Consider the following 24,945-nt stretch of genomic DNA (forward strand, 5'->3'; position numbering starts at 1 on the left):
TAACCAATAACCAATAACCAATAACCAATAACCAATAACCAATAACCAATAACCAATAACCAATAACCAATAACCAACAACCAATAACCAATAACCAATAATTATGAGTGACCAATTTAGAGAATTGCTGCGAAAAATTGGCAGCGGAATACACACAGGAGAAAACTTAACTCGCCAGGAAGCAGCAGCAGCCACGCGGATGATGCTGCTGCAAGAAGCAACACCAGCTCAAATCGGAGCTTTTATGATTTCCCACCGCATCAAACGGCCCACCGGCGAAGAATTAGCCGGAATGCTAGATGCCTATGAAGAATTGGGGCCCATGCTTGCCCCCCCAAACCGAGAAAAAGGGTTTACAGTTTCTAGCGTCGCCGTGTTTGGTGTAGCTTACGACGGGCGATCGCGCACCGCTCCAATTAGCCCCATAACCGCCCTAATTTTAGCCGCCTCTGGCGTGCCAAGCGTCATGCACGGGGGCGATGTCATGCCAACCAAAGAAGGCATTCCCCTGATTGAAATTTGGCGCGGTTTGGGAGTAGACTGGACAAAACTTAGTTTAGAAAAAGTCCAGCAAGTTTTTGACAGTACCGGTTTAGGTTTTGTCTACCTTCCCAAGCATTTTCCTCAAGCCACCGCTTTAGTGCCCTACCGCCGCGAAATCGGCAAAAGGCCGCCTTTTTCGACAATGGAGTTGATGTGGTGTCCCTGCGCCGGCGACGTTAACGTCATCTCTGGCTACGTGCACCCGCCGACAGAAGGTATGTTTCAAAAAGCCTTTGAATTGCGGGGAGTCAAAAATTATACCACAGTCAAAGGATTGGAGGGAAGCTGCGACTTGCCGCGCGATCGTACTGCAATTATCGGCATTGCTAGGCCGGATACTGAGTTTGAGCGAGTGCTTTTGGCCCACGGAGATTACGGTTTCAGCAACACAAATCCCGCCTTTGAATCAGAGGAAGACTTACTCAAACAAATCCAGGAAGTGTTGCTAGGCAAACCCTCAGAATTGATGCAGTCAGCTATCTGGAATGGCGGCTTTTATCTGTGGCGCAGCGGGGTTTGTTTGGATATGAACTCGGGTTTGATTGAGGCAGAAACTTTATTAAGTAGCGGTCAAGTAGTGCAAAAACTTGAGGAAGTGAGCAAAGCAATTTGTGCTTTAATTTGAGAATGAATCATGAGGTTTTGTGCTAATGACTGTTGACAGTTAACGGTTGACAGTTAACGGTTGACTACTGACTACTGACTACTGACTAATGACTAATGACTAACCATCAAATTGCTGTAATTGTACTCGCAGGCGGTCAAAGTTCGCGGATGGGGACGGATAAAGCTTTGCTGGAAATTGAGGGTAAAAGCCTGTTGCAGCGGGCGCTGGAGGTGGCAGCATCCGTAACGCCACAAGTGTATGTTTTGACTGCTTGGCCCGATCGCTATCGATCGACCTTAACCGAACAATCCCAATTTCTGCTAGAGTACAATCCGGGCTCCGGGCCCTTAGTTGCATTGACTCAGGGATTGACAGAAATTCCCGCCGACTGGATTTTACTATTAGCTTGCGATTTGCCCTTATTAGAACCCCAAATTATTCAAAATTGGGCGAGTCAGCTAACAGCTATTCCCCAATCAACCCTAGCAATTGTCCCTTATCAAAAGTCGCGCTGGGAACCTTTGTGCGGATTCTACCGCCAACAATCTCTCGCCAGTTTGCAAAGTTTTATTGAAAAAGGGGGACGTTCCTTTCAAAAATGGTTAAATCAAATCCAAGCAATCCCTCTACCTGTAGGGGAACGAGAAGCAATAATGTTATCGAATTGCAACACATTAGAAGAGTTTGAGCAATTAAAAGATAAAATAGGTAACGGTTGACTGTTGGCTGTTAGCTGTTGGCTGTTGGCTGTTGACTGTTGACTGTTGGTTCTAATGACTACTGACTACTGACTAATGACTACTGACTACTGCCAACTAACTACTGCCAACTAACTACTGCCAACTACCAACTGACTACTGCCAACTGCCAACTACCAACTGCCAACTAACTACTGCCAACTGCCAACTGCCAACTACCAACTGCCAACTGCCAACTGACTATTGACTAATTAAATGATTAACGAATATTGGTTACTCGATCGCAATATAACATTTCTCAATCACGGCTCCTTTGGGGCTTGTCCGATTCCCGTACTCGAAGCGCAAATTAGTTTCAGAGAACAACTCGAAAGAGAACCTTTGCGCTTTTTAATGCGAGAATTTGAACCGCTGTTAGATAATGCCAGAAATCAGTTAGCCGCATTTATCGGCGCGGGTGAAGAAGATTTAGCCTTTGTGCCGAATGCTACAACGGGAATAAATGCAGTTTTGCGATCGCTCACTTTTGCTCCGGGCGACGAATTGCTAACCACAAATCAGGAATACAACGCCTGCCGCAACACACTTGATTTTATAGCAGAGCGCACAGGTGCTAAAGTAATAGTAGCAGAAATTCCATTTCCCATTGAATCGCCCCAACAAATTATTGAAGCAATAATTAAGTGCATTTCTGCTAAAACAAAAATTGCCTTATTAGACCACATAGTCAGCCAAACTGGCTTAATATTTCCCATCAAACAGTTAGTCGGCGAGTTAGAAAATCGCGGCGTAGATGTATTGGTAGACGGAGCACACGCGCCGGGAATGGTAGCACTCAATTTAGCAGAAATTGGCGCAACTTACTACACGGGAAATTGCCACAAATGGCTGTGCGCGCCGAAAGGTGCTGCCTTTTTGTACGTGCGGCGCGACAAGCAAAATACCATTCGACCAACTACTATCAGTCACGGCGCTAACTCGCCGCGCACTGACAAATCGCGCTTTCAATTAGAATTTGACTGGATGGGAACAGTCGATCCGAGTCCCTATTTGTGCGTACCCGTAGCTATTGATTTTATGGGTTCTTTGTTGAAGGGTGGCTGGCCAGAATTGATGGCAAAAAATCATACTTTAGCGTTAGGCGGAAGAAAAATATTGGCAGATAAATTAGATTTGCAACTACCTTGTCCCGATGAAATGGTAGGTTCAATGGCAGTTGTACCGCTGGCTGATGAAAAATCTGATGCGGTTGCAAAAGGAGGAATTCCACCTTTGCAAGAGGCGCTGTGGCAGATTTTTAAAATTGAAGTTCCCGTGATTCCTTGGCCCGATTCTAGCAAGCGGTTGGTAAGGATTTCTGCTCAGTTTTACAATACTTTGGCGCAGTATGAGTATTTGGCTAAGGCGCTGGTTGAGTTGACAAGTGATGGGTTAACCGCAGATTTCAAGCGTACAGACACTGATGAAACCAGATAATTTAATCGCTTTTTAAAAGGGATGAGAATGGGATATCCTGGCGATACAAACTGTTAAGCCAAGCGTATTGGAATATAATATAGTAAAACTTGCATTTCCCCAGCCCAAACAAACGAAATGAAAAAAGGAGAATTCAATGTCAAATGCGATGATGGTAATTTACCCCTATCGCGAACAGTACACCTGGGTTTTTGACGACGAGCGAGTCGGACTTGTTCGAGAACCGTTTGTTCAGGGCGTACCCCAGATGATTGAAGCACTCGTCGCAGAGATTCCCAATGCCGATGGAGGTTTCCGACTTTTATTCTCTGCTAATCCATTTCCCGGATATCAAGCAGAAATGGTGTGGTTTAAAACAGAATACGGCGGTAACTGGTATTGCTGGGAAGCAAAAAATCTTGAAGGCTGGCTTTGTCCGGCTTTGTTCAAATACTTTATAGAAGCACCGCCCAAGCTTTACTGTCAAGCTGAAAAACTACAATAATTAACAGCAAGTCAATGAAAAACTTGTCAATATTTAAACGAAATTTTGTTAAACCAGTCGATCGCGAAACTCGAAAAAAGCCTAAAATAGTCCTGTATGTATTTTGGACACTTTTGCTGATTTTCACGGCAGCCATCTCCGCAGGAATCGGAGCAATGACCGCCCTTTTCGCCCCCGTGGAACCGCAATTTATTAGTAGAGTCCTAGATGCTGCGGGCTTTAATTACAAATCATCCAACTCTTCTGGATACCGCCTGTCGCGGCCTGTTAATATCTTGATTATGGGAATTGACCGTGTACCAGAAACCGCTGCAAATTCACCTAAAATTTTTGAAGGTCGAAGCGATACAATACTCGTATTTCACCTCGACCCTAGAGATAAATCTATTAGTTTGGTTTCAGTTCCGCGAGATACTAAAGTCCAAATTCCCGGAATTCGTTTTAGCAAAATTAACGAAGCTAATGCTAGAGGAGGAGCGGCTTTGGCGACGCGATTGGTTAGCACTATCTTGAACAATGTGACAATAGAAAGATACGTGCGAGTCAGCAACGGTGCGTTTCGGGAATTAGTCGATTTGTTAGGAGGAGTTGAGGTATTTGTACCTCGGGCGATGTCCTATACAGATACGACCCAAAAGTTAAAAATAAACTTAGCACAGGGATGGCAAATTCTCAACGGAGAACAAGCAGAACAATTTGCTCGATTTCGCAACGACGGTTTAGGAGATATCGGCCGCATTCAGCGACAACAATCTTTAATTCAAGCTATTCTCAACAGCCTCAAAAGTCCTTCTGTATTGGTGCGTTTGCCGGAAATTGTACGATTGATGCAAAAATATGTGGATACAAATCTAAATTTTGAGGAAATTTTGACGCTGACAAATTTTGGTTTGCAATTGGAGCGAGATAATTTTAAGATGGTGATGTTACCCGGACGTTCTAGCTCAAAACAAGGGGATTTGAGGAGTTATTGGATTTTAGATGCTGCTGGGCGCGATCGCATTATGACACAATATTTCCAGCAAGTAGTGCCAGATTTTGCCCAAGGGCAATTTCCCAATTCCAGCGAGTCAGTTTCCCCCACTAACCTTAAAATCTCCGTCCAAAACGCTTCTAGCAAACCGACAGCCGCCAAAAGCGTCGCTGAATTTCTCCGAAAAAATGGTTTTTCTAATGTATCTGTAGTCAAAGATTGGCCCGACAAGCAGCGTCAAAGTCAAATTATTGTCCAGAAAGGAGATTTAGCCGCAGCAAATCAACTGCAAAAAGTGCTAGGCGACGGTAAAATAGAAGCATCTTCTACTGGTGAAATAGATTCTGATTTGACACTTCGCGTCGGCGAAGATTGGGTAAAGCGATTTTAATTAGTCAGTAGTCAGTTGGCAGTTAGCAGTTGGCAGTTGGCGGTAGTTAGTTGGCAGTTGGCAGTAGTCAGTAGTCATTAGTCAGTAGTCAGTAGTCATTAGAACCAACAGTCAACAGTTAACAGTCAACAGTCAACAGTTAACAGTTAACAGTCAACAGTTAACAGTCAAAAATTCCCAATTCCAATCATTATGAAAAGTGTATCCCGAATTTTCCTGAGCCTGATTTTAAGTTTAGTGTTGGCTTTTGGATGGGTGCTGCTGAGTGCTACTCCTGCATTGGCGCTGCCGAAACTTAATATTAATTACACAAATATTGATTTGTCCGATCGCGATTTTTCCAATTCTGACTTAGCGGGCGGAACATTCGTCGCTTCTGAAATGCGGAGAACCAATTTTCAAGGCGCTGATTTAAGCAATGCGATTTTGACTAAAGGAGTTTTACTAAATGCCAACTTGTCAGGCGCGAATCTCTCCGGTTCTTTAGCAGATAGAGTTACATTTGACGGCGCTAATTTGACTAATGTTAATTTCACCGAAGCAATTATGACACGAACTCGGTTTTTTGATGCTGCAATTTCCGGCGCTGATTTTACTGACGCGATTATCGATGCTTATCAAGTGAATATCCTGTGCGAAACTGCAGATGGTGTCAATCCTGTGACAGGAGTTTCTACGCGAGAAAGTTTGGGATGTCCGTAGAAAGTTACGATTGCAGGAATTATGCGTTGGGGCGAGAAACCGGGTTTATACGAGTTTTTTGGTTGAGTGACGAGAAATCTAGAAAGAAACCCGGTTTCTGAATATCGCGTTGGGGCGAGAAACCGGGTTTATACGAGTTTTTTGATTGAGTGATGAGAAATCTACAAAGAAACCCGGTTTCTGAATACCTCGTCGGGGCTAACTGTTGCTTCTATCAATTGCTACAAATGCCTGTATTCGCAGCAGTAACTACCAAGTCTGAATTCAACAGCAAATCTAAATCAGTGTCGGGATTAACAGCATACAAATCGACTTTATCTTTACCCAAAAATACCCCGATTAAAGTCCCGATTCCCGCACCGCCTAGCACCTCTTCAGTTGCGATCGCCCGATCGCCCGTAACTCCCGCAATCGCCGCCGCTGCTGCTGCACCCAACGCCGTATTCTTAATCAAATTCCCAACATTCACGCCCTTAGTCACAGTTTCTTTGCGAGTAATCACTTGCGAAGTAGCATTCAAAGGTACTCTGTTACCGTTGATGATACTTAACTCTTGGGCCACAAACTGAACGCCTGCAGTAGTCGATCGCAATTCGCCACTAATTTTAGACCCTTCGGGTATCAAAACTTTGCCATTATTCCCTGCGATATCCGAAGCCACAGTCAGCGTAATCGGAGACTTGTCATTGGGGCCTAGCAAAATCTTGCCTTTGGAATACTCGATGGGAATAGTCACCCCGCTAGGAATTTTCACAGCAACACTCTGGCCAATATCAGCCTTAGCAATGTAAGGAGAATTAATTGCTCTTGCTTGATTGGTACTGACTAACGCTTGATAGATAAAAGCAGCTACTTCAGCCCGTGTTGCTGACTGGTTTGGCTTGAGAGATTTAGGATTGGGATAGCTGACAACCAACTCTTTTTCAGTAGCAGCAGCAACGCTTTTTACAGCATAACTTTGGATCTGAGCCGCATCATTATAATAGCTGAGAACATCTTGAAAATTGCAAGTAGGTTCATAGCCAAGTCCGTTATTTAAAGCGACTACAACTTGCACGCGAGGAATTTGCTGCATTGGCCTGAAAACATTACCGGGATAGCCAGACATCCATCCCATTTCGTATGCTTCGGCGATCGCCCCCTTGGCCCAAAAATTCGACGGAACATCGGTAAAACCTACAGCAGCGCGGGTTTTTGCCTTGTTGACAGAACGGATCATTGCCGCAAATTCAGCCCGCGTTACGGGTGCATCCGGGCGGAAAGTGCGATCGGGAAAACCTTTGATAATGCCCCTTTCTGACAAATCTTGGATAAAGTCTTTTGCCCAATAGTTATTACTAACATCCGAAAAAGCTGTCTGAGCAAAAGCAGGCGCGGGTGCTAGCAGTGGCGCTGCAGTTCCAGCAACGGTTCCCAATGTTAATAAAACAGATGTGCCGAATTTAATGCGGTGAAATACAGACATTTTTGATTCTCCAGTTTACACAAGTTTTTTATTAAGGATAAGTAAGCTTATTTTAGGCTGATTGATTCTCGCCTAACTTACTCTTTTCCTCGGCTATGTAATCATTATGGAATGCTTTTATTTGTGGTGAGGGGAAGATAGGGTCTTTTAAAATAAATATTTTGAGGCCGATGTGTAGATTTTCAAATGCTTAAACTCCTTAAAAGCCTTATGTTCCCTATCTCCCTTATCTACCTTAAACTTATAACGGTTATTTGACCGGATCTGGTATGAGTTGAAGGAAAGGCAGATTAGTCTGAGAAACAGCCAGTGGCAAGAAACCGGGTTTTTCAGGCATCTACTTCGTTGCAGCCAGCAGTTAGCCAAAAACCCGGTTTCTGCATTAGTAGTGCGTCCTAGACTAGACCAATGACCAATGACTAATGACCGATCGCGAGTAGCGGTTCCCAACTTGTCACATCTTCAAATAAAGATTGATAGCCCGCTGCATTGGGATGGAGACCGTCTGCAGTCAGACAAGAACGCCACCAAATATTACCGCGATCGATCCATTTATCAAAAACATCTAAATAGGGAATTCCCCGCAACTGACAAGCTAATTTCGTTGCTTCTTTATAGCGATACTGGTCTGAATGATTGTAGTACAAACAATCTTGAAAAGGCATTTTGCTTTCATCCACCGGCACCATCCCCACAAATATCACCGGACAAAGTTGTTGGGACAAATTTAACAAATTATCCAAAACAGTTTTAAAATGTTCAAATTCCGTATAACTGCGCCCGGTAGGCGACTGCACTCTCGCCGTATCGTTGAGGCCTACGGAAAGAATAATCGCATCGGGCACGCGGTTTCTGAGCTCGCCTCGGTGGCGAAACTCGTTTTCGAGCCGCTGGGCGACTTGATAGGTGCGATCGCCCCGAACCCCCAAATTGTATAAAACGTGTCCTGCACTCTCCGGTAACATCCACTGGCGCCGCAATCTTTCTACCCAACCACCGCCCACGCCGTCGCCAAAACCGTAGATTAAACTGTCGCCGAAAGCAACCAATTTGAGGGGACGAGAATTTACCCGATGCAAGTGACCAAAGGAATAGCCTGTTGCTGCCTGCATAAGCGATACTCAGTTAGTAATTTATGAATCTTGACATATTGACACTCCTCGGCCGTCAGGCGCGAGGATTCTTGGCTCAATCAGTCGATTTGCTCGTTGATTCTACCACCAACGAGTAGAGATCTGTCTGTCCCCAAGCGTTAATTTCGGCGTGCCCCGCCGTATTTAAAATGATTCCTGCCGACCTCAATCCTTTGGTCAAGATGTTTCTTGCAGCATTATGATCGCGATCTAAAACCGTACCGCAACCACAAATATGGGTGCGAGTTGACAGCGCTTTCTTAACGAGATTGCCACAATTTGAACACATTGGAGAAGTGTACTGAGGAGCAACAGCAGTTACTGTCTTGCCATACACTTTACCAAAATATTCTAACCATTGAGCAAACTGTGACCATGCTGCATCACTAATTGATTTAGCAAGCTTATACTTTTTTACCATGTTCTTAACCTGAAGGTCTTCATAGACCACAAAATCACTAGATTTTACCGCGTACAACGCCGTCTTAATGGTGAAGTCTTTACGCTAGTGACTTTCAGGTGCTTTCTTCCTAACTTGTTAATCGCTTTCTTGCGATTTTTAGAACCTTTCTTTTTTATAGAAATTTGCTTCTGTAATCTTTTTAAAGCTTTTTCACTTTGGCGAAAATATCGAGGATTGGCGACTGTCTCCCCGTCACTATCAGTATAAAAGTGGTTCAATCCCACATCTATTCCAATAACTTTACCTGTTGGGACAGTTGTCTCTTTTCGCTCCACATTGACACAAAATTGCGCGTAGTAGCCGTCAGCACGACGTACAACTCTGATTCGCTTAATCTCGTCGGGCACCGAGAAATGCAAATCCCGATTGCCGATTAACTTGAATTTTCCCGCTGCAAAACCGTCTTTAAATGTTAGCCATCTTTTGTCGGCAGAAAGTAGCCATCCTGATGTCTTGTATTCTACCGACCGAGTATGCTTCTTGAACTGCGGGTAGCCCTTTTTTCCTGGTTTCTTGGCTTTGCAATTAGCAAAAAAACGTTGAATAGCAAAAATGGCGCGTTCAGCGGAAGCTTGACGCGCCATTGAGTTTAGTTGACCTGCCCATTCAAACTCTTTCGCTATGATGGCGCATTGTTTGTATAGGTCAACTAGCTTAACTCCTTGATTGTCTGTCCAATATCTAAGAGTTTTGTTTCGGACAAATTGAGCTGTTCCGATCATGTCGTCAATGATCCGATATTGCTCCGCTTTGCCTTTTAACTTAAACTCTAGTACAATCATAAAATGATGATATCACCTCATATTTGTATTTTGTCGATACTTCGCAGATCTTTACACGGAATAAAATCCGTCTTACAAGGACAGGGCTTTAAACCCAATTTTTTGCTAAACTAGAATGTAACATTAGATAAACTAGGTAATTTCGATGAGTAAGCGTCCAACCTTCGATTCAACTCAGCTAACCCGTCGGGCAGAAGAGTTGATCGGTGCTGCATCCAACCGCTATCGGATTACGGTGCAGGTGGCGAACCGCGCCAAACGCCGCCGCTATGAAGATTTTGACAATGACGACACTCAAATGATGAAACCTGTAATGCGGGCGATATTTGAGATGTCGGATGAAATGACTCAGCCGGAAATTATCGGAGATATTTAGACTTGGCAAGTTTTGAGTTTTGAGTGATGAATTGCCAGCAATTTTTGTTCGCTCAAAACTCAAAACTTTCTAGATTGGCCCGCTAGGGTAAAAAATCCGTTTATTTTAGGTACGCAAGGGTTCTAGAAATATATACACGAGCGAGGGGGACGATCGCACTCCGAAGAAACTATTTTTTTCAAATCGGGATTCTCCCAACGGGGTTGATTTTCGGAAATCATAAAATTAGAAACTAGGAGATATGTTGGCAGGTAAGTTGAGGAAATTATTCTATTTTTGAAATTGTCAAAACCGTGAAGAAGAAATTAAAGCTGGGCTTGAGTTTTCTGTTTGTTACTTTGATTGTGGCGATTTTCACGCTTTTGAGTTGGGTATTGGAATCGGGCGAACTGAGTATGTCTGCTTTGGAACCTATGCTGCGGCAGAGTTCTGAGTCTGCGCCGGCGGTGCGGGTTGCTCAACAATCGGGGCCGCTGCAGGTGAGGGCGCAAGATGCGTGGAAGTTTGTGTATGAAAAATTGCCAGATTTGCCGATCGAGAATAACTACATTTCTCAGGAAACTGGAAAAGTAGATCCAAACAATACTTTAGTCGGCCGCTTGATTCGATATCACGTCTTTGTTAAAGGAAGACCGCCGAATTACCGCTTAGATTGGAAGTTGAGTTTAGCTGACTATCTGGGGGCGACTCCCGATTATTTGGTGGAAGACGTGTATCCGGGAAAGGATGTTTTGCGAAAAAATCCGATGGAAGGCGATCGCGCTGCTATTCAAAGTTTAAATCGAACTCAGCGGGATGCTTTGGTTCAAGCTTTGGTTGATGTTTTTACGCAGAGTTCAGGATCGCGGACACCGGCGGCGCGCGAAACACCACAAAGGCGATCGACTTCGCCGGAAATCACGCAGCCGCAGCCGGGAGATGCGAAATTGCTTACACCTTAGTATTTTATTGCCGATCGAATCTAGCTTAAACATCGCTTTTATTTCTTAGTCTGCGGAGGCGGATGCAAGTTTGTCTAGTAGCGGTTTCAACCGCCGAACAATGTCTAAAATCCAAAATCTAAAATCCTTCAATGGTGGAACGTGTAATTAAGACTGGTAGCGGCTGGCGTTTGGGATGGAACCCCGAGGCGGAGGAGTTTCAGGGTTTGGTGGCTGGGGAGGGTTGGGCGATCGAACTCACGGAGGCTGAGTTAAACGATTTTTGCCGATTGTTGGGACAGTTAGCCGACACCATGAGTCAAATGGCCTCTGAGTTAATGGATGAGGAAAAAATCGCCATAGAAGCCGAAACAGATTTGTTGTGGCTGGAGGTAGAAGGCTATCCCGAAGCTTACAGCGTGCAGTTGATTTTGAATGCTGGCCGCAGGTGCGAGGGTTTTTGGCTGGCGGCTGCGGTGCCGGGTTTGGTGCAGGCTGCAAAAGTTTTAAAAGTTTTTTGACTTTTTCTGAGATTTCATGCTATGGTGTTAAAGCTGTCGGGGCGTAGCGCAGCTTGGTAGCGCACTACTTTGGGGTAGTAGGGGTCGTGGGTTCAAATCCCGCCGCTCCGATTGTAATGAAACCTTCTCTTTGAGGAGGTTTTGTTGTTTTTAGCTAAACAGACGGAATCCCACGCGCGATACCTCTATTCAGGTTGGTGTGGCGATCGATCCGGCGGGTCATTCGATTTTAGATTTTAGATTTTAGATTTTAGATTTTAGATTTTAGATTTTAGATTTTAGATTTTAGATTTTAGATTTTAGATTTTAGATGCAAGGATTCATTCCACGGATCGATCCGGGGGCTTGTAAGCTGTTGTGCATTTAAATTGTATATTTCGACGCTCCATCAAAAATCTTGTCCCCCTCTCCCCCTCTCCCCCTCAATTACCATACACAATTGGGATGCACAACAGCTTACCACCTTTGAAATTCTTTGTTACCCGGATTTGGTATTAGATACAGCATATTCCATGTAGATGTAGAGAGCGAGAAACCGGGTTTCACAGAACAGAATCAGTAATGATGCGAGAACTGTAAAGAAACCCGGTTAGGAGTGTGTACTTCATAAACCAAGAATACGCTGTATATTTGATGATTCTGTATACTGATGCGGTTGAATAAAATTAGAGAATTAATTACTGAGAATTATTAAATTTTAGAGCTAAAAAGCCCCCATCTAAAATCGAAAATCGAAAATAAAATGACGCCCGCTAAATTTTCCTAACAGTACAAAAGCACTTTACAGGAAACCCACGGGCGTCAAATTTAAGCAACCGTGAATCTTAGAACAGACCCAAGGTGAAAGATTGGTCGATCGGGAAAATAGCACCAATACCCAACCACAGAGTTACCGCAGTTCCAAACAGGAAGACTGCAGTAGCCACAGGGCGGCGGAACGGATTTTGGAATTTGTTAACGCTTTCGATGAACGGAATCAAAATCAAGCCGAGGGGAACAGCGGCCATGCAAGCAATACCCAACAATTTGTTAGGCAAAACGCGCAAAAGTTGGAACACCGGCCACAAATACCATTCCGGTAGAATTTCTAGCGGAGTAGCAAAAGGATTGGCCGGTTCGCCAATCATAGCCGGGTCTAGTACGGCCAAACCTACGCATAGGGAAATTGTTCCCATGATGACTATAGGGAAAACGTAGAGCAAGTCATTGGGCCAAGCTGGTTCGCCGTAATAGTTGTGACCCATGCCCTTAGCGAGCTTAGCGCGTAGCGCCGGATCGCTCAAATCTGGTTTTTTGAGAATAGACATAGTAAGAGTGTTCTCCTTTTATTTTTACCCGGGCTTGGCATCTTGCTGTATTCGTTAGTCTGAATCAGCGGCGCGATCGGGCTGTCAATAAATATCATGAGTGATGAATTCTGAATTTTCAACCCAAAATTCCGCAGGGGGCAAAAAAATATCGCCCCTACAACTCAAAACTTACAACGGGCCCGAAATGCCTTGCTTGCGAATCATCAAGAAGTGAGCCAGCATGAAGACTACAATCAGCCAAGGCAGCACGAAAGTGTGCAAGCTGTAGTAGCGAGTCAAAGTGCCTTGACCGACGCTGACACCGCCGCGTAGAAGTTCTACCAGCAAAGAACCGACAACCGGGATGGCTTCGGGGACACCGGAAACGATTTTAACGGCCCAGTAACCGACTTGATCCCAAGGCAGCGAGTAGCCTGTCACACCGAAAGAAACGGTGAGGACTGCCAAGATTACTCCTGTCACCCAGGTTAATTCGCGGGGCTTTTTGAAGCCGCCGGTCAGGTAAACCCGGAAAGTGTGCAGAATCATCATCAGTACCATCATGCTGGCAGACCAGCGGTGGATGGAGCGGATCAGCCAGCCGAAGTTGACCTCATTCATCAGGTATTGCACTGAAGAAAAAGCTTCTGCTACCGTTGGACGGTAATAGAAAGTCATGGCGAAGCCGGTGGCAAATTGGATCAAAAAGCAAACTAAGGTAATTCCGCCCAAGCAGTAGAAGATATTGACGTGGGGGGGTACGTACTTAGTGGTGATGTCGTCGGCGAGCGCCTGAATTTCCAGGCGTTCCTCAAACCACTGGTAGGTTTTTGAGTCGGTGATTTGTTTAGAAAACATGGAGCCAGAATTCCTAAAAGAATATTGCTGTGGTTGAGGTAAGCGGGCAGCAGCCACAATGTTTTTTGTCGCCCCGCCCCGAGCAGCTTGCTTTTATTAGCAAATGGCTGAGGCTATTTTAAAATTTGGAGCTTGCGAAAGGAACTCTGCATTGTGCGATCGCCCGCGAGCGCTGGGCAATTCAGCGGTCGCTTGTTCCTGCTCGCTGGCGTTGCCCGATCGAATTCCAGACTATGATAAAAAATGTAACATAATTGCTGTGCAGAATTCACGCAGCGATCGCTTTTTTCTTCGCCTCAAATAGCATTTTCTGCAAGCTCAACATCCGCCCCTACTAGGCAGATAGCCAATAACAGGGCCCAAGACCGCAGTCCGGGTCGGTCAGCGACTCTCTGGCTCGTGAGTTTTAATTTTCCTGATAAAACTTCACTAATTTTTACAATTAAATGTTAAATTTAAATACTTTTTTGTTCGCAGCGTACATTTGACGCGGATTTGACGAGTCCTGAATGTCTGGGGGAGAGTTGACCGCGCAAAAGGTTAAAAGCCTACAAATTAAAAATGCAAGAGATGCCATACTTGCCTATCTTTTACACAAAAATCATGCACAGACGAGTTTTTCAGACTGCAATTTTACTCTTTTTCCAAGTCGCCCTGGTTCTGGGCGCGTGGACACAGCCTGCGGCGGCCCTAACTTCAGAACAGCAGCTTTTGAGCGAAGCTTGGCGAATTGTCAACCGCTCTTACGTGGACGACAGCTTTAACTCTAAAAACTGGTGGTCGATCCGCCAACAAGCTGTCAAGCAGCCGCTCAACGACAGAGAGCAGACTTACACGGCGATTCAAGGGATGCTGGCGAATCTCGACGATCCTTTTACTCGACTGCTGAAACCCGAACAGTACCGCAGTTTGCAGGTCAACACTTCGGGAGAATTGACTGGTGTGGGGCTGCAAATTGCGATCGACTCCCAGACAAATACCCTGACAGTGCTGGCTCCTTTGGCTGGTTCGCCGGCGGATCGAGCCGGCATTCAACCGCTCGATCGCATCTTGAAAATTGATGGCACTGCCACGTCAGAATTGAGCCTAGACGAGGCAGCAACTCGAATGCGCGGCCGCGCCGGTACTGCCGTTACCTTGACCTTGGGGCGCGAAGGAAGAGACGTTCCTGAAGATATTGAGTTGGTGCGCGATCGGATTGAACTCCACCCGGTTTACGCCGAATTGCAGTCTGGCCCAGACAATTTACCGCTGGGCTACATTCGCTTGAGTCAATTCAGCGCTAATGCTACTGAGGAAGTCGCCGGCGCGATCGACAGTTTGGAAAAACAAGGAGCCGCCGCCTACATTCTCGATTTGCGTAACAATCCGGGCGGACTGTTGCAAGCAGGAATTGAAATTGCGCGTCTGTGGCTCGATTCCGGGACGATCGTCTACACCGTAAACAGACAAGGCATTCTCGGCAGTTTTGAAGCCTATGGAGGGGCTTTGACGGCAGATCCGCTAATTGTTCTGGTCAACAAAGGAACGGCCAGCGCTAGCGAAATTTTGGCTGGTGCGCTGCAAGATAACGGCAGAGCTCAATTGGTCGGAGAAAAGACTTTTGGCAAAGGGCTGATTCAGTCTTTGTTTGATTTGTCTGACGGTTCCGGGTTGGCGGTGACTGTCGCTAGGTACGAGACGCCGAACCACACGGATATTAACAAATTGGGGATTTCGCCCGATCGCGTAGTGCCGCTACAGCCGATTGCGCGCGATCGAATCGGCACCGAAGCAGACTTGCAATATCAAGCTGCACTGCAACTATTGAAGGCAAAAACCGTGATTGCCAAGTCATTAGTCAGTAGTCAGTAGTCATTAGTCAGTAGTCGGTAGTCAGTAGTCAGTAGTCGGTAGTCAGTAGTCAGTAGTCAGTAGTCAGTAGTCAGTAGTCAGTAGTCGGTAGTCAGTAGTCAGTAGTCGGTAGTCAGTAGTCAGTAGTCAGTAGTCATTAGTCAGTTGCTAGTTGCCGACCGCCAACTGCCGACTGCCAACTGCCGACCCCCAACTCCCTTAAGGTTGGGGGGTGGAGTCTTCGACTTCTGGTGTCGGGGACTCTTGCAAAATCACCTGACGCTGCTGGGGATCCATTCGATTGCTTTGCTCTTGCATCACAGTTTTAGCAAGACTAGGGTCAAAAGAGCGGTTAAAGTCCGATCGCGACTTATCTACTCGCCCTTGGGTAAGATTGACTTCAGCTTGAATTTCGTGCAACTTTTCTTGCACTGCCCGGAAGTGAGGTAAAAGCTGAATCACAGCAGAAGTCGCACAGACTGAAAGTACAATGTTGACTGCTAACTTAACTCCACTTTCGGCGGCGAGCGTTTGATGAGGGTAGGAACGCTGGCGCTTGCTGTTGCGACGAGGAGTAACCCGAGGGGGAGTTTTTACAGGACGCAGTGGGGTAACGGTGGGTTGAATTGCTTGCATAATTTTTTTTCAAATACCTGAGACTGAAGTTTTAGAGCACAAACCGTGCAAATTCCGAGCTTAACGCACACCCGCCCCTGTTCGTGACGGTGCCGGCAGCCAAAATTTTTGAGACTGGGTAACGCTTGAGGACAGAATTGCACAATAAAAATGCCTGCCCTTGCAGTTTCCTCTTGCTGACCACAAACAATCTACTCCACGGTGGCAGCAATTGTCTGTAATTTGAAGATTTAACTACTCGGACAGGCATTTTACGATTCGCGACTGGTGTCTAGAAACTACTTGTACAGTTCAGTTGACAGCCGGAAAGCCAAGATTCCAGGAATCAAAGCAATTACGAGCGCTACGTAGACTTGGGTATCTGTTAAAGACATATTCGGAAAACTCCTTTTCGCGGGCACGAGCTTTCACCAATTTGAGACAAATTGGCACTTTTGGGAATCGTTTGTTACAACTTGAAATATATTTGGTGCGTTTGGGGATGAGTGTCCGAGTGTCCGAGAGTGGGCAGATGGGGAGATGGGGAGATGGAGAGATGGGGAGATGGGGAGATGGGGAGGGGGAGATGGGGAGATGGGGAGATGGGGAGATGGGGAGATGGGAGTCGGAAAAATCTTCAGGCTTGACTTTTAGGCTCAACATCGATAGGTTAAATCCGTTAAATCCCTTAGAGAATCCGTTGCCGAACTTGCTTAAGCGCGATCGCCCGCGACAAATTTACCGTCATAGGTTAAGATAAGTGAAGGTGACACTAATTTTAAATAGAGCCGGTGATTTGTGCTGCGCTCTTAGCTTGCAAATCTTAGGTGCAGAAAATAGTTAATGATAGATCAATTTCTTGAAGGTTCGCCCAATTTGGGAGTTGATACCTTTTTCTTATTGTTAGTTTTGGTGGCTTTGGAGGCTGTACTTTCCGCTGACAACGCGATCGCCTTGGCATCTATTTCTAAAGGTTTGGAAGATCCAAAACAACAGCAACAGGCTCTCAATTACGGTTTAATAATTGCTTTTGTACTGCGAGTAGCACTAATTCTAACAGCGACTTGGGTGATCAAGTTCTGGCAATTTGAACTGCTGGGGGCGCTGTACCTGCTGTGGCTAGTTTTCCAGCACTTCTCATCGAATCCTGATGCCGATGGAGAACATCACGGGCCCAGATTTGGGTCTCTGGTGCAAGCAATTCCAGTGATTGCTATGACAGATTTAGCATTTTCTTTGGATAGCGTTACTACTGCGATCGCAATTTCTGACAAAATCTGGCTGGTGGTTGCTGGAGCCACAATTGGAATTATCGCCCTGCGATTTATGGCGGAATTATTCATCCGCTGGCTCGATGAGTTCGTACACCTAGAAGATGCTGGCTACATTACAGTTGGCTTTGTGGGAATGCGATTGTTGGTGAGAGTAATTGACGACAGTTTAGTACCTCCGCAGTGGCTGCTAATTTCCTCTATCGCCTTGATGTTTATTTGGGGATTTTCTAAACGCACTCCCGAAGCGTTGGAGATTGCAGAATCTCAGACAATAGCTCTAAGTCAGCCGGATTCAGAAGTCGTATTGCCGGAATCGCCAGCAGAGAAGTCCGAAGTTTAACTAGACAGCATATTCTATAGCATTTCTCCTTAATGTGAGTTGCTCTTGTTCGATCGGGTATGGATCACCCGATCGCTTTTTCGTACTTCACAACGCTTGAAAACCGCTATAGATATAGAAACCGGGTTTTTTAGAGTGTTGGGCTTGTCAACGGATGGGCGATCGGTAAACCCCGTTTCTGGGATCGACTGTAACGCATTTAAATTATACGTGCTGCGCGCAGTCGGAGCAACGGCCCGCTCATTGTTCGATCGTTTTTTGTCAGATAATTTAAATGTCGCAATAGCTTGCTGCACCAACATGGAATCTGCTGTATTACCTGCGTGCGATCGACCATTATTCCCCTAGAAGGTAGCTTCGCGCCCGATAATGCACGCTAGCACCATCCAAAAGAGTACCAGCAAAGTCAGACTCATCACACCCACCAGATGATCGAACTCCTCAGCTACACGCGGCAGAGCGATCGCTAACCGTTTAATAAATAAAACATAAATCAGCCAACCAATCGCGATCGTCAGCAGTGCTTTGATGATTGTCTCAATCGTATAAGCATCTAAATACACCACATTTGCGATAATTAGCCCGCTAATTAAAAGTGCTATCGCCGGCCACAATCCAGGCTGGACTTTCTGTTTTTCTCCACGCGGGATAAAGATAAATTTGGCGAAGGATATAGCTGTACCAACTGCGGCAATCTTCATCGGGATTACCTGCCAAGCTGCTAGATTTTTGATTGTCAATGCTTTAGCCCCAAATCCTGCCAACAACGGAAAGCCAGAAATCGAGAGACTGGCGATAATTAGGGCAATCCAAAGGTTAGAATCTATGGGTTTATATTGCAATTCCTTAAGGTTCCGACTTGGTAAAGAACCTGACATTAAAAATAGACTTGATTTAACCAAACCGTGAGACATTGCATAAAATCCCCCTACTGCAGGTGCTGCGAGAATAAAGCCTAACTGGGAAATTGTATGAAAAGCCAGCATCCGTTTTGTATCTTTTTCAAATACGGCATAAAATACCCCCATCAAGGCTGTTCCTACGCCAAAAATCCTGACGATAGTATCAATTTCATCCGAAACCAAAGCACAGCGCAAGAGAGGTAAAATACTGGCTTTGATGACAATTCCTGATAGTAATGCTGAGACTGAGGTTTCTGATTCTGAGTGAGTTAGCGGCAGCCACAATCCCGATACAAAAATCCCCCCTTTAATCAACAATCCTAGAAATATCAGGGCTAAAGCTTCTGGCGGCGCACCTTTTAAACCCTCAAAACCAAAGGAATTATGGGTTTGATAGACTAGCACCGCGCCCACCAGATAAAATAGCATGGCGGTGTTAGTGATAAATAGATAGCGCAAGGCTACCCATAAAGAGCGATCGGTGCGAGGATAGGCAATTAAAAGAAAAGCCGCAATCCCGCTGACTTCTAGGGCGACATATAAACTGACAAAATCTGCACAGACAAACGGAGCATTTATACTGCCATGCAGAATAACCATCTGAGAGTAAAAGAAAGCTGTTTTACCGCTGTCCCAACAGTAGAAAATCACCGCAGCAGTTACGATCGCATTTGTTAAGATAAAGTAGGCGCTTAAATTATCTGCGACTAATTCGACACCGAAATTATCTAGTAACTTTAGTTTAACGGGTGACTGTTCGAGAAATAGCAGCAGCGCGTAGCCAGCCGAAACAAAGGTGATACCCAAGGCAAGATATTTGTCAAGCTTGGGGATGAGAGCAATCACGAACCCAATAAAAAATGGTAGTGTCAGCCAAGCGATCGTCAGGATATTCATTAAGGGGTTTTAGGGCGTGTTATTTTTTTCAATCGCATCAAAAACTGAATCAAAAAGTCGATCGGGGATGGAAATATGTTTGCCGGCGAGTTATATCATATCCGATCGATTAACCAGGTTCATAGTGCGGACTTTATTTATTGCGACTAATCCACCGGACAGGATTTTAGTCGATCGCCTTTTGATGAGAATGGTTTTACACAGTTGACAACAGACAACTCCAATAATTGTTGTAAAGCAGGCATCCTGCCTGCTCTTTACAGGCTTTTGAGGAGAAGTTTAATAGAGATTTATATTTTTCAAGTAGCCAGCATTTTAATCGCTCCTGCCAAGCAATTATGAATGCTACAATCACAACAAGCCGCGATAATGAATAAAAACTAACACCACCGCCCACGAACCCAAGGCAACTTTCAGCGCCACCAAAATATTCAACAAAGGAAGCAACCCACCACTAATTAATGCTCCAAACTCTCCATGCGGCAACTCTATCCCACATAAAGTTATCGCAGACAAAAGAATAAAAACTAGCACCGAAATCTTCTCCCATCTCGCCGCGTGCCATTTTTCATAAATCCGCTGCATCCACTCGGATGATGAAGTAATTGCTACTAAGCCGATCGCAGTTCCGCCCGCTACACCCGCTGCAAAACCGCCCCCCGGAGTCAAATGCCCCCGCAGTGACAATTCAATACTCACCAAAGCCGAAATAGTCGCTCCTAAACGAGATAAAATAATAGATGGTTGATCCGTAAACTGATAAATTGTGCAGGACGGTCTTTCTGTCGCCAACAGAAATTTAGCTCCCATAATGGCGATCGTAAATACCACCACTTCAAAAATCGTGTCATACAGCCGATTTCTGAAAATAATCGCCGAGACTGCATTCGGAATCCCACTATCCTTGACAATCAATTCTACTATTGCCAATCCCGATACACCTGACGTTGGATTGGCAAAAAATAGCATTTTGATGTAAAGCAATATCCCCGCCGCAATGTAAACCCATTTCATTGAGAATCCTCCCCTGAACCTGAAGCAAGTTTATAATCTAGACTCGTGTTTATTGATGAAATTTCAGGCTGCATGATGTCATACAGCCGCTGGATTCTCGTGACAGTTAGATAATGTTTTGTTTCTGCCCCACCCGCGGCATCACTATCTAGCACAGGCACACAAGTTGCATGAATTTCTTTCTCCATCAGGGCGCGGTGTAAAGCCTCCAAACTTGTAAAAGGTACTACCTCAATGCGGAGATAATACTTGCTAAAAATTCTGCGAAAATCCTTCATCAAGGAGTTAAAATCGCGGGGACTCTCTACCGTCAACATTACTTTTAAAACATCGCCCTGAGACTCGACTTTCTCCTCTTCCAACACGCCCAAACGCATCACCAAGGACGATCGCACCGCCACCGCATAAAGCGTTATTGCCAGCATCGTACCCATCAATGCTTCTGTCAAAGCCACATCCGCAGCCCCAAACACTGAATAGATCAACGCTGCGATCGCACCTAATATGCCCCGAATGACTAGGGCGTGGTAGGGATTCACCTGAACTACTACCATACAAGCAGCCAAGGGCAACAGTGCAGTTAAAATATAAATGTAGCTATCATCATTCATAATATCTCCGGTGGAAACTCCGTCTGATTTTCTTCCCCGTCACTCGAACAGTGTGCAAAAACATACCCCAGCATTGTATTCCAAATTGCTAAGGAAATAATCGCCAAAATTAGCAGTGGCCATTCACTTGGTATTTGTAGCAGCAGCGCCACGAGGATCGCCATCGATCCCAAGGTATCGGAAACTGAAAGACTGTGTAACTTAAATAATACCGATCGCTTGCCCAGTAAGTGAGAAGTTCCCCAGAACCAGAAGAATACTCCTACAACCATCAAGACATAACTCAAAATATCGATCATAGGTCGTCCAGCCGTTTTATGATATGTGCCAGCAGCATTAATCCCGCATTTCCTACAGTGAGGATAATCGCCCCCACAACACCAATCATCCAATCGTCGCGCAAGACAGATATGAACAAAGTCATAATTCCTGCCTTTGTGGAAATACTGGCCAAAGCCAGCATTTTCTGCCAAATATTATCATCCTTCCATGCCTCGTACATGGGGATGAGCATAGCTGCAATCATAGCAATTAGTAACAAGTTCATGGATTTTCCCTCGTCGGCAGAACCCTGTGGACTTCGTAGGAACCTGCGTGGTTGTGTCTCACAACAATTGTTTTGGGTGTAAAGGTAATCACAAATACATCCAAAAATATCATGATCGGCGACCTTTTGAGTTTTACCCGTTCCAGAATCATGTCTTCTCCGTTGTGGGGATTTACAATAATTTCAAAGGCTTCAATGTATGCTACTGGAATCGCAATCAGAATTTTTTTAATTATTTTTAGCCAATCCTTAAACCTTTCCGGGGATGTATAGCCACGGGGGAGGAGAAAGGCAATCAGCACACCAATGATGATATTTGCTACGCTCAGATCGGAAGTCAGCAAAAACCAAATCGTCAATCGTAATATCAAAGATCCAATCATGCTAATGCCATCCAAAAGAGTACGATCAAACTTAGACTCATCACACCGATCAGATGATCGAATTCCTCAACTACACGCGGCAGTGCGATCGCCAACCGTTTAATAACTAAAACATAAATCAGCCACCCAATCGCGATCGTGCCAATGGCTTTGATGATGCTCTCAACCGTATAAGCTTCTAAGTACACCACATTTGCGATAATTAGCCCGCTTGTTAAAAGTGCGATCGCTAGCCACAAACCGATTTTGATTTCTTGTTTTTCTCCACGGGGCAGAAAGATGAATTTGGCGAAGGCTATGGCTGTGCCTGCGGCGGCGATATTCATGGCGATCGCCTGCCAAGGTGCTACACTTTTTAATGTCAACACTTTAGACCCAAATCCTGCCAACAAAGGAAAGCCAGAAATCGAGAGACTGGCGATAATTAGGGCAATCCAAAGGTTTGGATCTATCGGCTTAGATTGCAGTTCTTTGAAGTTTCTACTTGGTAATGAGCCTGCAATTAAAAATAAATTTGATTTCACTAAACCGTGAGCCAGCGCATAAAATCCCCCTACAGCCGGTGCTGCGAGAATAAAGCCTAACTGGGAAATTGTGCTGAAGGCTAACATCCGTTTTGTATCTTTTTCAAAGATGGCATAAAGTACCCCCATCAAGGCTGTTCCTACGCCAAAAATCCTGACAATATTACCAAGCTCGTCGGAAATTAAAGCACAGCGCAAGAGAGGTAAAATACTGGCTTTGATGACAATTCCTGATAGTAATGCTGAGACTGGGGTTTCTGATTCTGAGTGAGTTAGCGGCAGCCACAATCCCGATACAAAAATCCCCCCTTTAATCAACAATCCTAGAAATATGAGGGCTAACGCTTCTGGCGGCGCACCTTTTAAACCCTCAAACAGAAAGGAATTATGGGTTTGATATACTAGCACCGCGCCCACCAGATAAAATAGCATGGCGGTGTTGCTGATAAATAGATAGCGCAAAGCTACCCATAAAGAGCGATCGGTGCGAGGATAGGCAATTAACAGAAAAGCAGCAATCCCGCTGACTTCTAGGGCGACATATAAACTGACAAAATCTGCACAGACAAACGGAGAATTTATACTCCCATGCAGAATAACCATTTGAGAGTAAAAGAAAGCTGTTTTATCGCTGTCCCAACAGTAGAAAATTACCGCAGCAGTTACGATCGCATTTGTTAAGATAAAGTAGGCGCTTAAATTATCTGCGACTAATTCGACACCGAAATTATCTAGTAATTTTAGCGTTAAGGGTGACTTTTCCAGAAATAGCAGCAGCGCGTAGCCAGCCGAAACAAAGGTGATACCCAAGGCGAGATATTTGTCAAGCTTTGGGATGAGAGCAATCACGAACCCAATAAAAAATGGTAGTGTCAGCCAAGCGATCGTCAGGATATTCATTAATGGGTTTTAGGGCGTGTTATTTTTTTCAATCTCGTTGGTTTCCAATGTGGGATTATCTCGTGCTAACTTCATCACACCAACGAGCATCAGGGCTTGAATTGAAAAACCGATGACGATCGCCGTTAAGATGATCCCCTGGGGGACTGGATCGGCGTAAGCTCTATTTTTGACTTCTCCCATAATTGGGGTGAACAAGCCATTGAGGGATGCAATCACCACATAATAGGCAATTACACCGGTGCTCATTACGTCCATAGAGACGATCTTCATTACCAGGTTTTTTTTAAGAATGATACCAAAAAATCCGCACAGTATGGTGGCAAATACGAAGGCTTCTAACACAGAAGTTTTTGTGGCTTAAGGTTTGGCGATCATCATACATTATTTATGTCTACTAAATGGGAAAAGCGTGTTAAATTGGAGTATCGATTACAATCAGGGCGATCGCGCTGGTGATACAGCGAAAGGGCGATCGCAATTTTTTATGTTGTCGCCAGACAGCGGGTGTTCTTTGCGTATTGCTATCAACTACCGCTCCAAACTCACACCGCGATATAGCTCCTCGATCGACACATCAAGCTGTATACTCTGAAAGATCACTCTATCTCCCGCACCATAAACTAGCGTTTCCCAACGTTCCCCGTTCTCATCTTGCACCTGACGGCGACATTCTACCCGCATCTCATCCTGGGATATTAAAACATATTCTTCCAAGGATTCAAGCTGTTGATAGTCTGCAAACTTATCGCTACAATCGAAGTTTTTAGTGGAAGGGGATAGCACTTCGGCAGTTAATTTAGGATAGCGCTTCACATAACGATCGTTGCGATCGCGCGGATCGCAGGTGACAAAGGCATCTGGATAGTAGAAAAACGCATCGGCATAATTCACCTTGACATCACTGGAAAAAAACTGACAGTCGCCATCACGCAGGTGAAGATTAATTGCGGTTAAAAAATTAATACTGAGACGGCTATGATTATCGCTACTTCGGGCCATTGCGTAGACTAAACCGTGCCGATATTCATGTCCGATGATATTATCGCGTTCGAGGGAAAGGTAATCTTGGGGGCTAAATCCAGACGGAATCGCAATTATGATGTGGGAGAGAAAATCAATAGTGTAATTGTAGCGAGTTGGGTTTCTGAAACTGCTGACAATGGATTTAATGGTACAGCCAGTTGTTCGGGCGCTGACGCTCGCGACTATTTGACATAGATAGTTTGAGCGGTAGAGAGAATTTCAAAGGCGACGAATCCAGTTGGAACTGCGCTCGATCGCCTGTTTACTGATTAAATCAACTGGTCTGCTTAGCAGTGCTTCTAGTTCTTCCTGCATTTGGGCGCGATCGAGTAGACTCCAGTTGGCTGTGGGGGCAAAAGCAACTAGGATATCGATGTCGCTTTCTGCATGAAAGTCAT

28 protein-coding genes, 1 tRNA gene and 2 pseudogenes are annotated in these 24,945 nt (G+C 45.1%); 14 read left to right on the forward strand and 17 right to left on the reverse strand.

Annotation, left to right across the window (positions count from 1 at the left end; genetic code table 11):
* The first annotated feature begins 103 nt into the window (after positions 1 to 103).
* From QUB13_RS15685 to QUB13_RS15710, 6 genes are all read left to right on the forward strand, one after another.
* Complete coding sequence (locus QUB13_RS15685) at positions 104 to 1,168, forward strand: anthranilate phosphoribosyltransferase family protein (RefSeq protein ID WP_333382288.1); 1,065 nt, start codon at positions 104 to 106, stop codon at positions 1,166 to 1,168.
* A gap of 95 nt (positions 1,169 to 1,263) precedes the next feature.
* Positions 1,264 to 1,869 (forward strand): molybdenum cofactor guanylyltransferase, encoded by a 606-nt coding sequence (locus QUB13_RS15690; protein WP_333382290.1) that lies wholly within the window; start codon positions 1,264 to 1,266, stop codon positions 1,867 to 1,869.
* Between the two features lie 234 nt (positions 1,870 to 2,103).
* Positions 2,104 to 3,324: an aminotransferase class V-fold PLP-dependent enzyme gene (locus QUB13_RS15695; protein WP_333382292.1), complete on the forward strand. Its 1,221-nt coding sequence runs from the start codon at positions 2,104 to 2,106 to the stop codon at positions 3,322 to 3,324.
* A gap of 136 nt (positions 3,325 to 3,460) precedes the next feature.
* Positions 3,461 to 3,808, forward strand: coding sequence for a DUF6717 family protein (locus tag QUB13_RS15700; RefSeq protein ID WP_333382295.1), 348 nt, complete (start codon positions 3,461 to 3,463; stop codon positions 3,806 to 3,808).
* Between the two features lie 14 nt (positions 3,809 to 3,822).
* Entirely contained in the window at positions 3,823 to 5,172 is a 1,350-nt protein-coding gene (locus tag QUB13_RS15705) for an LCP family protein (protein ID WP_333382297.1), read from the forward strand.
* A 192-nt stretch (positions 5,173 to 5,364) separates the two neighbouring features.
* Positions 5,365 to 5,874 carry a pentapeptide repeat-containing protein gene (locus QUB13_RS15710; RefSeq protein ID WP_333382299.1) on the forward strand — a complete coding sequence of 170 codons (510 nt, stop codon included), beginning with the start codon at positions 5,365 to 5,367 and terminating at the stop codon, positions 5,872 to 5,874.
* 214 nt (positions 5,875 to 6,088) lie between these two features.
* On the opposite strand, the gene QUB13_RS15715 is transcribed toward QUB13_RS15710, so the two are convergent.
* The 3 genes and pseudogenes from QUB13_RS15715 to QUB13_RS30470 all read right to left on the reverse strand — a co-directional run bounded on the left by QUB13_RS15715 (position 6,089) and on the right by QUB13_RS30470 (position 9,657).
* Positions 6,089 to 7,339, reverse strand: a complete 1,251-nt coding sequence (locus QUB13_RS15715; RefSeq protein ID WP_333382301.1) for an S-layer homology domain-containing protein — start codon at positions 7,337 to 7,339, stop codon at positions 6,089 to 6,091.
* Positions 7,340 to 7,758: 419 nt separating this feature from the next.
* Positions 7,759 to 8,451, reverse strand: a complete 693-nt coding sequence (locus tag QUB13_RS15720) for a GDSL-type esterase/lipase family protein (RefSeq protein WP_333382303.1) — start codon at positions 8,449 to 8,451, stop codon at positions 7,759 to 7,761.
* Positions 8,452 to 8,527: 76 nt separating this feature from the next.
* A pseudogene (locus QUB13_RS30470) lies at positions 8,528 to 9,657 on the reverse strand (RNA-guided endonuclease InsQ/TnpB family protein).
* Positions 9,658 to 9,862: 205 nt separating this feature from the next.
* Between QUB13_RS30470 and QUB13_RS15735 the strand changes: the two are divergent.
* From QUB13_RS15735 to QUB13_RS15750, 4 genes are all read left to right on the forward strand, one after another.
* A complete protein-coding gene (locus tag QUB13_RS15735) occupies positions 9,863 to 10,093 on the forward strand; it encodes a DNA-directed RNA polymerase subunit omega (RefSeq protein ID WP_333087232.1) in 231 nt (76 codons plus the stop codon).
* A gap of 293 nt (positions 10,094 to 10,386) precedes the next feature.
* A complete protein-coding gene (locus tag QUB13_RS15740) occupies positions 10,387 to 11,034 on the forward strand; it encodes a hypothetical protein (RefSeq protein WP_333382306.1) in 648 nt (215 codons plus the stop codon).
* 131 nt (positions 11,035 to 11,165) lie between these two features.
* On the forward strand, positions 11,166 to 11,534 hold the full coding sequence (locus tag QUB13_RS15745; RefSeq protein WP_333118150.1) for a DUF1818 family protein: 369 nt from the start codon (positions 11,166 to 11,168) through the stop codon (positions 11,532 to 11,534).
* 37 nt (positions 11,535 to 11,571) lie between these two features.
* Positions 11,572 to 11,645: transfer RNA gene (locus QUB13_RS15750), tRNA-Pro, on the forward strand.
* Between the two features lie 713 nt (positions 11,646 to 12,358).
* Here QUB13_RS15750 and petD read toward each other — a convergent pair.
* Both petD and petB read right to left on the reverse strand, forming a co-directional pair.
* Positions 12,359 to 12,841: a cytochrome b6-f complex subunit IV gene (gene petD, locus QUB13_RS15755; protein ID WP_194071084.1), complete on the reverse strand. Its 483-nt coding sequence runs from the start codon at positions 12,839 to 12,841 to the stop codon at positions 12,359 to 12,361.
* 171 nt (positions 12,842 to 13,012) lie between these two features.
* Positions 13,013 to 13,681, reverse strand: coding sequence for a cytochrome b6 (gene petB, locus QUB13_RS15760; RefSeq protein WP_194013049.1), 669 nt, complete (start codon positions 13,679 to 13,681; stop codon positions 13,013 to 13,015).
* 603 nt (positions 13,682 to 14,284) lie between these two features.
* On the opposite strand from petB, the gene ctpA reads away from it, so the two are divergent.
* Entirely contained in the window at positions 14,285 to 15,535 is a 1,251-nt protein-coding gene (ctpA, locus tag QUB13_RS15765) for a carboxyl-terminal processing protease CtpA (protein ID WP_333382308.1), read from the forward strand.
* Between the two features lie 198 nt (positions 15,536 to 15,733).
* Here ctpA and QUB13_RS15770 read toward each other — a convergent pair whose 3' ends face one another.
* A complete protein-coding gene (locus QUB13_RS15770; protein ID WP_333382310.1) occupies positions 15,734 to 16,150 on the reverse strand; it encodes a hypothetical protein in 417 nt (138 codons plus the stop codon).
* Between the two features lie 278 nt (positions 16,151 to 16,428).
* Entirely contained in the window at positions 16,429 to 16,524 is a 96-nt protein-coding gene (gene psaM / locus QUB13_RS15775) for a photosystem I reaction center subunit XII (RefSeq protein WP_015174804.1), read from the reverse strand.
* Between the two features lie 137 nt (positions 16,525 to 16,661).
* On the opposite strand from psaM, the gene QUB13_RS15780 reads away from it, so the two are divergent.
* Both QUB13_RS15780 and QUB13_RS15785 read left to right on the forward strand, forming a co-directional pair.
* A complete protein-coding gene (locus QUB13_RS15780) occupies positions 16,662 to 16,889 on the forward strand; it encodes a hypothetical protein (RefSeq protein ID WP_333087237.1) in 228 nt (75 codons plus the stop codon).
* 83 nt (positions 16,890 to 16,972) lie between these two features.
* Positions 16,973 to 17,743 (forward strand): TerC family protein, encoded by a 771-nt coding sequence (locus QUB13_RS15785; RefSeq protein ID WP_333382312.1) that lies wholly within the window; start codon positions 16,973 to 16,975, stop codon positions 17,741 to 17,743.
* A 344-nt stretch (positions 17,744 to 18,087) separates the two neighbouring features.
* Here the strand turns inward: QUB13_RS15785 and QUB13_RS15790 are convergent, their stop codons facing one another.
* The 9 genes from QUB13_RS15790 to QUB13_RS15830 form a co-directional block, all read right to left on the reverse strand.
* Positions 18,088 to 19,542, reverse strand: a complete 1,455-nt coding sequence (locus QUB13_RS15790) for a cation:proton antiporter (RefSeq protein WP_333382314.1) — start codon at positions 19,540 to 19,542, stop codon at positions 18,088 to 18,090.
* Between the two features lie 351 nt (positions 19,543 to 19,893).
* Positions 19,894 to 20,556, reverse strand: coding sequence for a Na(+)/H(+) antiporter subunit B (locus tag QUB13_RS15795; RefSeq protein ID WP_333382316.1), 663 nt, complete (start codon positions 20,554 to 20,556; stop codon positions 19,894 to 19,896).
* A complete protein-coding gene (locus QUB13_RS15800) occupies positions 20,553 to 21,167 on the reverse strand; it encodes a DUF4040 domain-containing protein (protein ID WP_333382318.1) in 615 nt (204 codons plus the stop codon). The genes QUB13_RS15795 and QUB13_RS15800 overlap by 4 nt, the downstream gene beginning before the upstream one ends.
* Positions 21,164 to 21,466 (reverse strand): monovalent cation/H(+) antiporter subunit G, encoded by a 303-nt coding sequence (locus tag QUB13_RS15805; RefSeq protein ID WP_333382320.1) that lies wholly within the window; start codon positions 21,464 to 21,466, stop codon positions 21,164 to 21,166. The genes QUB13_RS15800 and QUB13_RS15805 overlap by 4 nt, the downstream gene beginning before the upstream one ends.
* Positions 21,463 to 21,714 carry a hypothetical protein gene (locus tag QUB13_RS15810; RefSeq protein WP_333382322.1) on the reverse strand — a complete coding sequence of 84 codons (252 nt, stop codon included), beginning with the start codon at positions 21,712 to 21,714 and terminating at the stop codon, positions 21,463 to 21,465. Before QUB13_RS15810 ends, QUB13_RS15805 begins: the two co-directional genes overlap by 4 nt.
* Entirely contained in the window at positions 21,711 to 22,097 is a 387-nt protein-coding gene (locus QUB13_RS15815) for a Na+/H+ antiporter subunit E (RefSeq protein ID WP_333382324.1), read from the reverse strand. Before QUB13_RS15815 ends, QUB13_RS15810 begins: the two co-directional genes overlap by 4 nt.
* On the reverse strand, positions 22,094 to 23,521 hold the full coding sequence (locus QUB13_RS15820; protein ID WP_333382326.1) for a cation:proton antiporter: 1,428 nt from the start codon (positions 23,519 to 23,521) through the stop codon (positions 22,094 to 22,096). The genes QUB13_RS15815 and QUB13_RS15820 overlap by 4 nt, the downstream gene beginning before the upstream one ends.
* Before the next feature lie 9 nt (positions 23,522 to 23,530).
* The gene (locus tag QUB13_RS15825) at positions 23,531 to 23,866 is read right to left on the reverse strand and encodes an NADH-quinone oxidoreductase subunit K (RefSeq protein WP_333382328.1); all 336 of its coding nucleotides are present in this window, start codon (positions 23,864 to 23,866) and stop codon (positions 23,531 to 23,533) included.
* A gap of 186 nt (positions 23,867 to 24,052) precedes the next feature.
* The gene (locus tag QUB13_RS15830) at positions 24,053 to 24,643 is read right to left on the reverse strand and encodes a Uma2 family endonuclease (protein ID WP_333382441.1); all 591 of its coding nucleotides are present in this window, start codon (positions 24,641 to 24,643) and stop codon (positions 24,053 to 24,055) included.
* Here QUB13_RS15830 and QUB13_RS15835 point away from each other — a divergent pair.
* Positions 24,551 to 24,742: a hypothetical protein gene (locus tag QUB13_RS15835; protein WP_333382330.1), complete on the forward strand. Its 192-nt coding sequence runs from the start codon at positions 24,551 to 24,553 to the stop codon at positions 24,740 to 24,742. The genes QUB13_RS15830 and QUB13_RS15835 overlap by 93 nt on opposite strands.
* A gap of 24 nt (positions 24,743 to 24,766) precedes the next feature.
* Here QUB13_RS15835 and QUB13_RS30475 read toward each other — a convergent pair.
* Positions 24,767 to 24,934 (reverse strand): annotated as a pseudogene (locus QUB13_RS30475) (nucleotidyltransferase family protein); the annotation flags it as partial.
* Between the last annotated feature and the right edge of the window lie 11 nt (positions 24,935 to 24,945).

It is taken from the genome of Microcoleus sp. B4-D4, from assembly GCF_036705185.1.
Lineage (GTDB): Bacteria > Cyanobacteriota > Cyanobacteriia > Cyanobacteriales > Microcoleaceae > Microcoleus.